At 39.4% G+C, this 14,534-nt stretch carries 10 protein-coding genes and 1 tRNA gene; 5 read left to right on the top strand and 6 right to left on the bottom strand.

What is annotated here, in order from left to right:
* Positions 1-211: 211 nt before the first annotated feature.
* From ACLD5M_RS00055 to ACLD5M_RS00045, 3 genes are all read right to left on the bottom strand, one after another.
* Positions 212-2,905, bottom strand: a complete 2,694-nt coding sequence (locus ACLD5M_RS00055; RefSeq protein WP_410314277.1) for an ABC transporter permease — start codon at positions 2,903-2,905, stop codon at positions 212-214.
* A 17-nt stretch (positions 2,906-2,922) separates the two neighbouring features.
* Positions 2,923-3,762, bottom strand: a complete 840-nt coding sequence (locus ACLD5M_RS00050; protein ID WP_410313331.1) for an ABC transporter ATP-binding protein — start codon at positions 3,760-3,762, stop codon at positions 2,923-2,925.
* Between the two features lie 271 nt (positions 3,763-4,033).
* Positions 4,034-5,356, bottom strand: a complete 1,323-nt coding sequence (locus ACLD5M_RS00045; protein ID WP_410313330.1) for an O-acetylhomoserine aminocarboxypropyltransferase/cysteine synthase family protein — start codon at positions 5,354-5,356, stop codon at positions 4,034-4,036.
* Positions 5,357-5,676: 320 nt separating this feature from the next.
* On the opposite strand from ACLD5M_RS00045, the gene ACLD5M_RS00040 reads away from it, so the two are divergent.
* From ACLD5M_RS00040 to ACLD5M_RS00020, 5 genes are all read left to right on the top strand, one after another.
* The gene (locus ACLD5M_RS00040; RefSeq protein WP_119521359.1) at positions 5,677-6,225 is read left to right on the top strand and encodes a YraN family protein; all 549 of its coding nucleotides are present in this window, start codon (positions 5,677-5,679) and stop codon (positions 6,223-6,225) included.
* A complete protein-coding gene (locus tag ACLD5M_RS00035) occupies positions 6,225-7,868 on the top strand; it encodes a YifB family Mg chelatase-like AAA ATPase (RefSeq protein WP_004136009.1) in 1,644 nt (547 codons plus the stop codon). The genes ACLD5M_RS00040 and ACLD5M_RS00035 overlap by 1 nt, the downstream gene beginning before the upstream one ends.
* The gene (gene dprA, locus ACLD5M_RS00030) at positions 7,865-9,520 is read left to right on the top strand and encodes a DNA-processing protein DprA (protein WP_410313328.1); all 1,656 of its coding nucleotides are present in this window, start codon (positions 7,865-7,867) and stop codon (positions 9,518-9,520) included. The genes ACLD5M_RS00035 and dprA overlap by 4 nt, the downstream gene beginning before the upstream one ends.
* 40 nt (positions 9,521-9,560) lie before the next feature.
* Positions 9,561-11,510 carry an FAD-binding protein gene (locus ACLD5M_RS00025; protein ID WP_410314276.1) on the top strand — a complete coding sequence of 650 codons (1,950 nt, stop codon included), beginning with the start codon at positions 9,561-9,563 and terminating at the stop codon, positions 11,508-11,510.
* A 103-nt stretch (positions 11,511-11,613) separates the two neighbouring features.
* Positions 11,614-11,700 (top strand) — tRNA-Leu (locus tag ACLD5M_RS00020).
* Positions 11,701-11,879: 179 nt separating this feature from the next.
* Here the strand turns inward: ACLD5M_RS00020 and ACLD5M_RS00015 are convergent.
* The 3 genes from ACLD5M_RS00015 to ACLD5M_RS00005 all read right to left on the bottom strand — a co-directional run.
* Entirely contained in the window at positions 11,880-12,608 is a 729-nt protein-coding gene (locus ACLD5M_RS00015; protein WP_410314275.1) for a GntR family transcriptional regulator, read from the bottom strand.
* 214 nt (positions 12,609-12,822) lie between these two features.
* Complete coding sequence (locus ACLD5M_RS00010) at positions 12,823-14,211, bottom strand: PTS ascorbate transporter subunit IIC (protein WP_004134850.1); 1,389 nt, start codon at positions 14,209-14,211, stop codon at positions 12,823-12,825.
* A gap of 18 nt (positions 14,212-14,229) precedes the next feature.
* Positions 14,230-14,534 (bottom strand): hypothetical protein (locus tag ACLD5M_RS00005; RefSeq protein ID WP_410314547.1); only part of this gene is annotated, 305 nt, incomplete at its 5' end.

Here is a 14,534-nt window from a genome sequence, read left to right as displayed (position 1 = left end):
ATGCCATTTCTATACATAATATTATAATCTTCGCATAATTATGCACACATTTTAATAAAAAAATAATAACGATAATACAAATTTTTTCTGCGTGTCGAAGACGCTTAAGAAAAAGATAATGCCGGCACGTAAAATTTACGCACCGGCATTATCCATATTTTTCTGCAACTTAACTTCTACAAACTATCTTTCACATATAGTTTTTGCGAATTTACTCCTCCGCGAGCGCAACTACTGGCGAAGACTTCACTGCTCTACGAGCAGGAAGCACGCTGGAAAGAAGCGCTGCAAGCAAAGCGATTAGAGCAAGAATCGCGTAAATAGTCCAATCAACTACAAACGGAACTTTGCCGATTACGCTAAACACCATGTAGGATCCAATCCAACCAAACATTGTTCCAACAATCAAACCGGAAACAGTGCTTGTTAAGGAAATCAACGTTGCCTCCAACGCAAGAGACCTTCTAACTTGACCTCTCGTCATGCCTATTGCGCGCAAAGTTGCAGATTCTTTGGTTCGCTCAATAACAGACAAGCTTAATGTGTTTGCAACGCCTATTAAAGCAATCACAACAGCTACTGCTATTAAGCCAACAAGCACCATCATCATTGCGTCGATAGCACTCTCCCACTTTGCACGCTCAAACACGCTTCCAGTAGACATAACCTCCGCATAGCTAGATGTAACATTTTGAATGTTTTTAGCAATATCTACAAGATTAGCTTTGCTAGAATCTACCGAAATAAGCAGAATATGCGTTGTAGGCTTAAGGTAGTTATTGAAGTAGGATTTGCTCACAAAAGCAGTATTATTTGAATACACACCAACATTTCGATACGTCTTAAACTGAACTTGTTTTACAGTAATGCTCTTATCGTTATTACTAGAGTCTGTATTCATGCCAGTAAATGGAGTAACATTTTCTACACTATCTTCACCAGAACTGTATTTTTCTACGTAAGCTTGCAGATTAAGGTTTCCTTTTTTAAGGTCAAAAGGCTCTCCACCTTCATCATTAAACTTAGGCAAAAGCACAGAATCCCTGTTTATATTGACGCCATCAAGGTCAGTGTGCATCACATTTCGAAGCTGATTTACATTATCAACTCCAGCTGCCATAGCGTACTCAGTTTTGCCCTTAGCGTTCTTAAAAGTCATAGGAACTGCAGGAAGCAACTCAGTATGCTTTATTCCACTAATCTTTGAAATATCGGCAGCTAAAGACTCATCAACATTCTTGCCTTGAATAATAATGTCAACACTGTAACGGTCATCAACAACACCTTTAAGAGTTGCTTTACCGCAGATTGCGCCAGTTACTACTGTAGAAACAAGCGTTACGCCAATAAGCAAAGCCGTTCCAGTTGCAGCAACTCTTCTAGGGTTTCGTTGCACGTTTGCGTTGGCAACTTTAGATGCAGGCCCACAAAGTGCCATGATTGCGCCAGTTGCCTTCATAGCAAACGGCATCCAGAATGTTGCTGTAATAATAATTCCAATAAACACAAGCGCGCATCCAAAAACTGCCACAAGCAAAGTTCTCCAAGAGTCAGCACCAGCATTAGGCGACTGCTGAGCAATCATGCTTGCCAAAGAAGTAGCACTTAAAGCCGTAAATAAAATACCTACAACAATAAATAGAACGCCAAAAACAGAGCGAAGAATGCTTGCACGTTTATCTTTAATCAAATCCATTGGACGCAACGCTTCCATAGGCGTTACTTTTGTAGCAGATCGAGCAGCACCCATAGATGCAAGAACTGTTACAATCGCACCAATTACTATTGGCCACACAACCGCCGGAAGTGAAACAATCAAAGGAATCTTAGATAATGGTCCAGAATTAATATTCAAGTTACTAATTGCGCCCATAAATCCTATTGCGCAAAGCACGCCAACACCTGCAGAAATAACTCCAAGTATTGCAGCTTCAAGTAAAACTGCCGCATAAAGCTGGTGCGATTGTGCGCCAATTACGCGCAAAAGCGCAAGAGTGCGTCTGCGTTGAGCAACCAAAACTTGGAATGTGTTTGCTATAACAAGCGAAGAAATAAGCAACGCTAGAACACCAAAAGATAGCAAGAACATGGTTACAAAATTAGTGCCGTTGGACACATTTCGAACAGCTCTTACACCAACATCATGCCTAGACATAAGAGAAAATTGCTCTGGAAGCAAAGCACTAATCTTAGGAGATAAATCGTTTATTTTAGATTCATCGATGCTCATATACACTTTGCTTTGCACAACTTGATCATCAAAATTCTTAAGATTGTTGAGTTTTGCACAAAAATCGTTCGTTACGCCGCCAAGATATATGCCGCGATTTGAAAATGGTATTTGAGAATGTTCTCCATCGTCAACAAGACCAACCACACGAACATCGTACGATTTTTCTTTATTTCCGCCAGTGTCATCTACTTTAACCAAAGTTATAGTATCGCCAATGTTTGCATGTATGGATTTAGCAATACTTTTAATAAGCGTAATTTCGCCTATTTTTTGCGGATCTCTACCTTCTGTTGATTTATACACAGGAAGATTTCCATACAAACCACTAGACCAAGCAGCGCTCGTAACTGATTTATCACCTTTTTCTACTCTTACAAGCGCAGTCGCATCGTTACTACGAATACCGTTGACACCAGGCATCTTCGATATTTCGTCTAAATGAAGGTCTTTATAATGAATTCCACTATTCGGAGAACTGTTAGAGCTTTTAGATGAGATTGCATAATTTGCGCTATGGAATTCTTCCGTTGCATTGCGAACCATCAAGTCGTCAACACTATTTACAAAAAGCAAAGTAGCACTCATAAACATGCTGCCTATAAGAATTGCAATTCCAGAGGCGATTAGCATGCGTACGCTTTTACGCATAAGTTTTAGCGCGATTTTCCACATTCTAACTTCACCACCTTTTATTGCAATTGAGCAGACTGATTACTAATACCAGCCTCACTGCGTTCCATAAGCATCTTGCTCATACCTTCCGCAGTAGGATTTTGCACGTCTTCAACGATTTGACCATCTGCAAACACGATTGCTCGATCCGCGTAAGAGGCTGCAACAGCGTCATGCGTAACCATAATCACAGTTTGACCAAGCTCCGTTACAGACTTCTTCAAAAAATGCAAAACTTCTGAGCTGGAAGCAGAGTCGAGATTACCGGTAGGCTCATCCGCAAAAACTACGGAAGGCTTAGAGATTAAAGCTCGAGCGATTGCAACACGTTGGCGCTGACCACCAGAAAGCTCAGCAGGCCTATGCTTTAAGCGATTTTGCAAGCCAAGAGTATTAACCAAAGCATTAAACCATTGTTTATCTGGCTTTTTGCCTGCCAAAGTAAGAGGCATGAGAATATTTTGCTCAGCGCTAAACATTGGAAGAAGATTAAAACTTTGGAAAATAAACCCAACCATTTCGCGGCGCATAAGCGTAAGCTGCTTATCGCTCATGCCTGTAATATCTAAGCCATCTACCAAAACTTTTCCAGAATTAACACTATCAAGACCAGCCAAAGAATGCATTAAAGTTGACTTTCCAGAACCAGAAGGGCCCATAATCGCAGTAAACTTGCCACGCTCAAAACTTACACTAACATCTCGCAAAGCGTGAACAATGCCTGCACCCTTGCCAAAATCTTTAACAACGTGCAAAGCTGCAACCGCTGTTTCACCAATCAAGTTTTGGTTAAAATCTGCTCTAAAATCTAAAGCATTTTCTTGCTCGTATGAGCTTACTTCGTACGGACTGTTCATAACTGCTCCTTTTCTTAAAAAGTAGTAATCGCATAGTTATCTATTGCTAATACTTAAATTTACGGGAAAATACGGCTGATTACCATCGTACGTAAGGCGGAAATTATTTAGAAAAAATTAGCGTCTCATCCTAAAGTATGATGCGCAAATTTAAAGAATATACACAAAAAATCGGAGCGCATACAAATACGAATGCGCTCCGAATAAAACGGTAATGGATCTCCAGGAATATTTTTAATTAATAACTTTTGCTTTACTTTCTCTTTTCTTTTTAAGCAAGACCTGCTTTACGAACCGCGTCAAATCCGCGCTGCAAATCGGCAAGAATATCGTCAATATGTTCAGTTCCAATAGACAAGCGAATAGTTCCCTCATGAATGCCCTGATCTTCCAACTCTTCAGGAGTTTCCTGAGAGTGAGTAGTAGATGCAGGATGAATAACCAATGACTTCACGTCAGCAACATTTGCAAGCAATGAGAAAAGCTGTAAATTGTCAATAAATACGCGAGCTGCATTCCTTCCACCTTTAATATCAAACGTGAAAATAGAGCCGCCGCCGTTCGGGAAGTAACGCTTATAAAGCTCGTGATCAGAACGACCTTCAATAGAAGGATGACTTACAGATTCAACTTCTGGCACAGTTTGCAAATATTTCACAACCTTCAACGCGTTTTCAACGTGACGTTCAACTCGCAAGCTCAAGGTTTCCGTGCCTTGCAAAAGCAAGAACGCAGCAAACGGGCTAATGCAAGCGCCAGTATCGCGCAAAATAATCGCACGAATACGAGTCACAAAAGCCACAGATCCTAAAGCTTCATAGAAGTTCAAACCATGATAGCTAGGGTCAGCTTCAGTAAGAGTTGGGAATTTTCCAGGAACTTTAGCCCAATCAAAATTGCCACCTTCAACAATAATGCCACCAAGAGTTGTGCCGTGGCCGCCAATAAATTTCGTAGCAGACTCAACTACAATATCTGCACCATGCTCAAGCGGACGGAAAAGATATGGAGTTGCAAAAGTATTGTCAACAAAAACAGGAATGTTGTGTCGATGCGCAATCTCTGAGATAGCCTCAAAATCAGGCAAATCAGCATTAGGATTACCGAAAGTTTCAAAGTATACGAGCTTTGTATTTGGTTGAATTGCATCCTCGAAGTTTTGAGGATTCTTAGGATCAACAAAAGTGGTTGTTACACCATCTCGAGGAAGAGTGTGACGAAGAAGGTTATAAGTTCCACCATACACATTCTTTGAAGACACGATGTGATCGCCCTGCTGCGTAATATTGCGAACCGCATAGTCAACAGCCGCAGCACCAGAAGCAACAGCCAAAGCTGCAGTTCCACCTTCAAGAGCCGCAATTCTACGCTCAAAAACATCTTGAGTAGAATTCGTTAAACGACCATAAATGTTTCCAGCGTCACGCAAATGAAAACGAGCTGCAGCATGATCAAAATCATGGAATACGTAGCTTGTTGTTTGATAAATAGGAACTGCACGAGAATCAGTTGCAGGATCCGCCTGCTCTTGGCCAACATGCAATTGCAATGTTTCAAAATGATACTTTCCTTGCAATTCTTCAGTAGCGCTCATAATACCCCTCCAGTTTTTCAACTTTTTAAACAGTAGATTAGTTTGCTTCAGCTTGCTTTGTGCATCCACTTACTTTTCTGTTTTCTGTTTACACTTTTATTTAAGTGATAACGACAGTATGCCATTATGGTTCATTCGTACATACCTACAGTTATCAAAATTACCTATAACGAATTAACAATTTGCAAAAAATAGCGAAATTTGTTTAAGAAAAATACAGAAAATATAGTGAATTTCTAATACAACACGCCGTATATAGCTTTTATCCACAATGCTCAAAAAATCTGGATTACTGCTCAATAAGAACAGAAAATAGCAGCATGATTACACAAAAACACATTATTGACGATGAAATTATCTCGTTTGACGAGATTGATGACGCTGAGACTGCTCAAGTATTTTTACAAGAAAAACTTGAACAAGTATCAAACGAGCTTCAATCAGACTCTGTTGACAGCAAAGAGCTTGGAAAACTTGGCGAAACATACGCCGCTTTGCGCCTAATGCAACAAGGTTGGCATGTTATTGACAGGAACTGGCATTCGCGTCAAGGAGAATTAGATTTAGTTATGATTACGCCGGAACAAAAATTAGTTTTCGTGGAAGTCAAAACTCGAAGAAGCGTACGTTGCGGCACACCACTTGAAGCAATAAACCAGGATAAGCGTAATAAATTACGTAAAGCAGGCATGCAGTGGATAGAAAAATTCGGCACTGACATACCCAGATACCGTATTCGTTTTGATGCAGTATCAATTCTTGTTATAAACAAATACACGTACAGCGATTCTGCATGCATGATTCAAGCGCTAGAAGAAATAAATAACAACAGCAATATTCAATTCACTCATATTCCAGGAGCATTCTAATGAGTATTGGAAACGCATTATCAGTTGGACTTATTGGACTTAAAGCTTTTACGATTAAACTTCAAGCATTTATGTCTGGCAATATGCCAAACTTTTCAATAATAGGACTTCCAGACACTTCTCTAAGCGAAGCTAGAGAACGAGTAAAGTCAGCTCATCATGCCTTACACTGCAAATGGCCAGAAGGTAGAGTAACAGTAAACTTGTCTCCTGCTTCAATGCCTAAAAGTGGATCTTCATACGATCTTGCTATTGCAGCAAGTATTTTAAGCGCCGAAAAATATATTCCACTTTCTGAACTTGAAAATACCGTTATTTTAGGAGAACTAAATCTTGACGGCACAGTTCTTCCAATACAAGGAATGCTTCCTATTGCTCTTTACGCAAAAAAGAAGCATTTTAAGCGCATGATTATTCCTCAAGAAAATCTTGCGGAAGCGCAATTAGTAGAAGGTATTGAGACTATTGGAATACATCATATTTATGATTTAGTAACCGAATTGCATGGAACTTTGCAAGAAGAGTCCCTAAAACTTATTGAAGAAGACCCAGTTTATAAGCACATGCAAGTTTTAGAACGAAATGGGCAAGACAATACAAATAGTGAGCACTCTGAAATATTAGAAGATCAAAGCACTTCACCACTACAAGTCAATTCAAAATATGAGATTGGAGACATGTGCGAAGTTATTGGGCAAGAACACACAAAGTGGGCTCTTCAAGTTGCTGCAGCCGGAGGGCATCACGTTATGATGATTGGCCCTCCAGGATCCGGAAAAACCATGCTCGCATCTCGAATACCAAGCATTATGTGTCCTCTTAATGAACAAGAACAGCTTGAAGTCGCATCTATTCGTTCACTTTGCGGCACGCTACCATACTATGGCATTAGTGACATTCCACCATTTGAAGCGCCACATCATACAGCTTCAGCAGCTTCACTTATTGGAGGCGGAACGGGAGTTGCAAAACCTGGTATTATAACTCGCGCACACTGCGGAGTACTGTTCATGGACGAGGCTCCAGAATTTTCACCAAGAGTTTTGCAAACACTTCGAGAGCCGCTGGAATCCGGCCATATTGCTATTTCGCGTTCAAAAGGAACTACGCTTTATCCTGCTAAATTCCAGCTTGTTATTGCAGCAAATCCTTGTCCTTGCGGCTACGCATACGGAAACGGAGAGCGATGCACATGCAAAGAGCGAGAACGCGCTAGATACTTTTCTAGACTTTCTGGACCTATTCTTGATCGCATTGATATTCAAATGGATGTTCCACCTGTGGAAAGAATTGTTATACCAAACCAAAACAATCAAGTTCACGGACCGAATGAAGAAGCGAGCACAACTCTTACAAGTGAAATGATGCGCAATAATGTAACAGAAGCACGTCAAGTAGCTAGAACTCGTTTCAGCAAGCAAGGTTGGGATTGCAATGCTCAAGCTTCCGGAACATGGCTTCGAAAATACACTTCTAAACAGGCTGTTGGGCTTATTAATCGAGCATTAGAAAAACACCAATTAAGTTTAAGAGGAGCAGACAGAGCGTTGCGACTTGCTTGGACGTTAGCAGATCTTTCTGGACACAGTTCCCCAGACATGACAGACATGGCTCAGGCTATTAGTTTAAGGACACGAATATGAGCAATCTTAATAATGTAAATAATAAAAATTGCGAAAATAGCATTGATAATGTTATTGAAATTGACGAGGAAACACTTTCTCGCGCAATACTAACGTTCTGCTTAGAAGGAGCAGACGCCATTATGTACACGCTTTTACTTGGAGCGCAGCATGCTAACGATATTGTAAAACTGCTGCATCCTATTGTTAAAAGTTTCCTAGCCCAACAGCAAGAATCTTCTGCTCAACAAATGCAACTTCCTATTATTAGTGAAGAAACTAGCGAAGAAACAGCCCAAGAAAATATTGAAGAAGCTATTAAAGAAAACGCGGATAATATTAGCTTATCTAAAGACAAGCGCAGCAAAAGCCAACAGTTAACATCTACTATGTGGAAGCACATAAGCAAACACCACTCAATAACAACTTTAGAATCTTATTTTAATAAGGGATTAAAGTCATGGGGATACAGAGACAACAACAATACACAAACTTTAGAAGCACTACACCACACTCTCGCAAAATGGTGCGTTAGACTAACACATCTACCAACTTGGGAGCCAAACGCATTATGTAAATGGTTCACTAATTCAGGAAAGCAGTGGATTATTGCACCTCACAGTAAGTATTGGCCAAAGCAATTACAAGATCTGGCTTTTCAAAGCCACTTTTCTCCACCATTATGCCTGTGGGGTATTGGAAACCCTCAAGCACTTATTCAATGCCATAATCCGCTTGCAATTGTAGGATCTAGATCTTGCACAGATTACGGAAGAGAATTAGCGTATCGTTTTGCTTACGACTGCGCTTCAAAAGGGCATACTATTATTTCTGGCGGCGCTTATGGAATTGATGCAGCAGCCCACTGGGGCGCAATTGACGCTCAAACAGAGGCAGGCGAAAACAAACCAATCGGAAGAACAATTGCAGTTTTTGCAGGCGGATTGAACCATATGGGTCCACAAAGCAATTCTCAGCTTTTTGATGAAATTATAGAAAAAGGCGGTGCTTGCATAAGCGAATTGTGCCCCGACACTACTCCAGTCGGGCACAGATTCCTATTACGAAACCGAATTATTGCAGCATTATCTTCAAAAGTTCTTGTAGCGCAAGCAAGACTACAATCAGGCGCTTTGAATACTGCAACATGGGCCACAGACTTAAACCGCGAGTTGTATGCGATTCCAGGAGATATAAATCGACCTCATAACGCTGGATGCAATAAAATTATTCACGATTCACAAGCAATAATGGTGTGCGGTCAACAAGATGTTGATATTCTTTTCCCACAATCTCACCATTACATAGCGAGAGCTTTGAATAAAACTGCTAGTAGTAAAACAACAGCAGAAAGCAACTCTTTTAACAACTCTGATAATAGCGATAAAACCTACAATGTTCAGGAAGAGCAAGTATTAAATTCAAGTGAATCAGAAAATTATACTGAAATACAAAAGCATATTATTAATGCGATTCTTACATGTAAGCGCAAACGTGAAAATTCAAACATTGATAGCATTTATGAAATTATTAAGCTTTCATACGAGAAAGAAGAATTAGACACAATTCCATCTATTGCAGAAGTTTCTGGAGCAATCACACTTTTAGAGTTGGAAGGAACTATATTTAGAAAAAATGAAGATTTTGTTATAAAGCAGCAAAAAGTGGCATAACACGCATTCCGCAAGACTATGCTTATGAGAAAATAAGAGTATGCAATCAAGCGAATACTACGATGCAATTATTATTGGAGCCGGAGCAGCAGGACTGTCTGCAGCACTTGGGTTGGTTCAATCTTGCGAATACAAAACATTGAAAAAACAAGGAAAATCTCCTTCAATAAAAGTGATTTCTAAAATACCTTCTTTAAGATCTCATACAGGATCAGCAGAAGGTGGAATCGCTGCAAGCCTAGGAAACGTTGAACACGATACTTGGCAGTGGCATTATTATGACACTGTTCATGGCGGAGATTGGTTAAGCGACCAGGATGCAGCTAAATTGCTTGCAAAAGAGGCTGCAGAAACAATTATTCAGCTTGAACATGATGGCGTAGCATTTTCTCGCACAAAAGATGGCCATATTAACCAACGTCGTTTCGGCGGTCATACTGCCAATTTTGGCGAGCAACCAATTGCGCGTGCTGCTTTTGCTGCAGATAGGATTGGTCATCAAATTTTGTATAGCCTTTGGCAAAAATGCGTTGCTGAAAATATCTCTTTTATTGAAGATTTATATGTTACAGATATTGCAATAAATCAAGAAACGCAAAAAGTTGAAGGCATTGTAGCTTTTGATCTTACAAAAGGTAAATTGCGCTCTATGCGCGCAAAGTTAGTTCTTATTGCTACAGGCGGCGCTGGAAGATTATTTTCTACAACATCAAATTCTTGGGATTTAACAGGCGACGGAATGTCATTAGCTTTGAAAGCAGGCTTGCAGATTGAAGATTGCGAGTTTATACAATTCCACCCTACTGGTCTTGGACATACTGGAATGCTACTTTCTGAAGCAGCTAGAGCAGAAGGTGGAGTATTAAAAAATTCCAATGGCGAATCATTTATGAAAAATTATGATTCAATTCATAAAGATTTAGCCCCGCGAGATATTGTTTCTCGAGCTATTGAAAATGAAATTCACGAAGGCCGCGGTGTTAAAGACACTACAAGCGATTGTAATGCTGACTCAAAATGCGATTGCATTTGGCTAGATATGACAAATATTGGCAAAGACCGCATTAAAGAAGTTTTGCCGCAAGTTAACGAAACAATAGAACAATACGCTAATATTGACCCTTCTAAAGATTTAGTTCCTATTCGTCCAACAGCTCACTACACAATGGGCGGAATACCTATTACTTTAGATGGCGAAGTTTACACGTGGCACAACAATAATCAAACTATTATTCAAGGATTATACGCAGCTGGCGAATGTTCTTGTGTTGGAGTTCATGGAGCTAATCGCTTGGGAGGAAATTCTTTGCTTGACGCTTGCGTTTTTGGAAAACGCGCTGGCATTGCAATGGCAAAAGAACTTAACGATATTTCTGGTAGCAAATGCGAATGCGACGAAAACTGCGATTGCAACAAAAACAGTGAACACAACAAAACATGCATAGAACTAGAAAAATTATATGATCAAAAAATTTTTGAGATTAAAACGCTTACTAAAGAAGATAATTCTGAGCAAGATGGTACAGAAAATAATATAAATACCCTAAGTAATTCTGCAGATACAAGCGAAGAAAATAATCCTTATGCACTATTTTCAGAACTTGGAACAATTATGGAAAAAGCTGCTGCAATATCTTGCGACGAAAAGTCACTTAACTCAGCTTTACAAGAAATTCGCGCTTCATTACTTCCTAAAATAAAAAATTTAAAGCTTCATAGTAAAGATTTAATTTTTAATCAAGAACTTACAGCAATATGGGAAATAAGCAATATGTCAACGCTTGCACAAGCAGTATTAAAGGCATCGCTTTGTAGACATGAGTCACGCGGATCATTCTTTAGAAGAGACTACCCAAACCATGACACTTCCACTATTCCACAACATTCATTCGTTGATTTAGATGGAAATACAACAAATAAACAGATTAATATTGTTGATTTTCAACCAAGTAGCGACGGAAATTTTGCGGTGAAAAATGGCTTAATATAAAGCAATTCATGCTTTACTAAAACAAAAAAGCATAAATTTTTCAACACGCCGAAGCAAAGACTCAAAAAAGATGTTATAGTCTTATCTGTTGTCTAAAACACCTGTCCGGGTGGCGGAATGGTAGACGCGCTAGCTTGAGGTGCTAGTGCCTATTTGTACAGGCGTGCGGGTTCAAGTCCCGCTCCGGACACGAAATAAGTCTTGCTGAGAAATTGGCAAGACTTTTTTGTTTTTCAAAACAACCGGCAGAATATAAAACTGAAAACCAAGGGTTATAGCCCAAAACCAAACACAAATGGCTTATACGAAAATTGCCTGCAGAAAATTCTACAGGCAATTACAAAACTTCATGCTAACACAATGCAAAATTTACGAATTAGCATGCAAATGGAAAGTAATCTCACCAGAATTTGGCGTATATATAGCAGCACCAAAAGCAATAATCGCACCAAACCTATCTTTTACTGTTGATTTAGCTGCAATTGCAGGAGTGCCGTCTTCAAGATTAAGTATTATAGCAAGTCTGCCACACAGTTTTTCAACATAAACTGACACTTCGCTTTCAACAAGCTCAACAGCATATGCTTTATTCAAGAAATCAGATAAAGATTCCTCTGAAAAATCATGAGTCAACACCTTTGGAAAACGCGAAGCAGGTAAATACAGAACGCTGTAGCGTGAAAGCACACCGTCTACATATCGCAAACGCTTTAGGCAAATAAGCTCATCCGTTGGCTTTAAGCCTAATTGCGTAGCAGCATCTTCATCATGAACAACATCATTTTCTAAAACTTTTATTGTAATAACAGAGTCGCTTGAATACCTTTGCTCGTAAAAACCTTGCGCACGATCCGAAATAAACACTTTATTACGACTATTAATAATTTCAGGCGCACGGAATGTTCCTCTACCCTGCTCACGCACCAACAAGCCTTCTGCAATAAGTGTGTCTACAGCATGTCTCAACGTAATGCGACTAACGTTGTACTGCTTGCACAATTCAATTTCGGGAGGTAATTGTTCGTTTGCTTCCATAGAATCAATGCGAGCGCGAAGATTATCTCGCACAGCAATGTATTTAGGCACACCTTCGACCATTATCACTCTCCCCTAGCTAAACGATAACATGAAAAGCCGTTGATACTAGTTTGTGTAAAACACAGCGTAGTAACAACGGCTCATGCAAAACTAATAACTCTGTTATCCTACCAGTCATACAATAAAATGTACAAATAAATAAGAAAATGAGTAAAAAATTTTTTAATTTTTATATGTCTACACAATTATTTAATTGTGTTTTTATTTTCCTTACTTATTTTATTTCTTCAACTTTTTCAAAATTATTAGAATCGCGTTTATTCATAAATATTGAGACAGAGTAGAACAATATTAGCGCAATAAGTATTACAGAAATTAGAACAGTACGGCCTCCAACAATATTTACGTGACCAAGTATTACACCAAATACGCCATAATCCGCATCAGAATATGTAGAATTTGCGCTTCCCAAATCGCCAAGCACTGGCAAAAGGAACAACGGAAGGAAAGTAATAAAAAGACCATTAATAAATGATGCAGTCAAGCAACCACGTATTCCACCTTGACCATTACCGAATACTCCTGCAGCACCACCAGCCATGAAATGCGCAACAATTCCAGGAATAATAATTGTCGTTCCTAAAATCGCCATAAGCGTCATTCCAAGCAAACCGCCAAAGAAACTAGCTAAGAAACCAATAAGAACAGCATTAGGAGCAAAGCCAAAAGTCATTGGTGCATCTAAAGCAGGACGAGCATTTTTAACAAGCTTTTCCGATATTCCCTTAAAAGCTGGAACAATTTCGTCAAGAACAATCTGCACGCCTGCAAGAATAATATAAACACCTGCAGCAAAAGTTGCAGCCTTCAACATAACGAAAACAATGAAGTTTTGACCATTAGATAAATGTGTTTCGACATACGAAGATCCAGCAAAAAGTGCCACTACTATATAAATAACAGCCATAGAAAGCGTGATAAGAACTGTTGTATCACGCAAGAATCCCAATGCTGCTGGGAATTTAATATCCTCAGTTGACTTAGAAGGACGCTTTTTTGAAGCAGTAATTTTTGCAATTAACGCACCTAAAGCAACACCAGTACCAGCAGGATGACCTAAAGCAACATCATCTTTGCCTGAAGCTTTTTTCATAAACGGCTGCACCAGTGCTGGAGAAATTGTCGTAAACAATCCTTGAGCAATTGAGCCCCATAAAAGAACTTCCCACATGCTAAATCCTGCAACATTAAATATAACTGCAAGCATACTTGCCATATAGAAAGCTACGTGACCCGTTAAATAGATAAATTTAAAACGAGAAGTAATAGAAAGAATAATATTAACAATCATTCCAAAGAAGAAAATAATCGCAGATTCAGAGCCATATTTCAATAAAACAGTTCCAATAATTGCTTCATTATTCGGGACTACGCCTTGCACATGAAATGCGTATTGAAACATTTTGCCAAATGGGTTCAACGCTTCAGTAATAACTCCAGAACCAGCTGCTAAAACAAGAAAACCAACAAGAGTACGGATTGATCCTTGCAAAATATCCGAGAATCTCTTTCTTTGCACTGCAAGCCCAATAAAAGAAATAAGCGCAACTATAACAGATGGCTGTCTGAAAATATCGAGCAGTACTGACAGAATTCCGTCCACGTAACTCTCCTTACCATATTAATCGATATAGTTTGAGCGGCTTACGCAATTATTGGCGGCAAAATATCTTACAAACTTCGCAAACGATACCGTAGGCGAAACTATTCGAGATACACGATTAGTTTCGTAGCACAGTAAAACTACACTTACAAAATTCACGGTTCCGCAATGAAGCAAAGTAGTAAGAGCTACTACGAAAGGCTCAATAAGCTTAAACTTCAAATCTTTTGGCAAACCACCAACGTTGTGATGCGACTTAATGTTTGCAGCACCGTCTCCGCCGCCAGATTCTACAACATCTGGGTAAAGAGTTCCCTGCACAA

The organism is Gardnerella sp. Marseille-Q9185 (assembly GCF_046508745.1).
GTDB classification, from domain to species: domain Bacteria; phylum Actinomycetota; class Actinomycetes; order Actinomycetales; family Bifidobacteriaceae; genus Bifidobacterium; species Bifidobacterium greenwoodii.
Note: the sequence above shows the minus strand (reverse complement) of the source record. Positions and strands in the feature narration are given on the sequence as shown.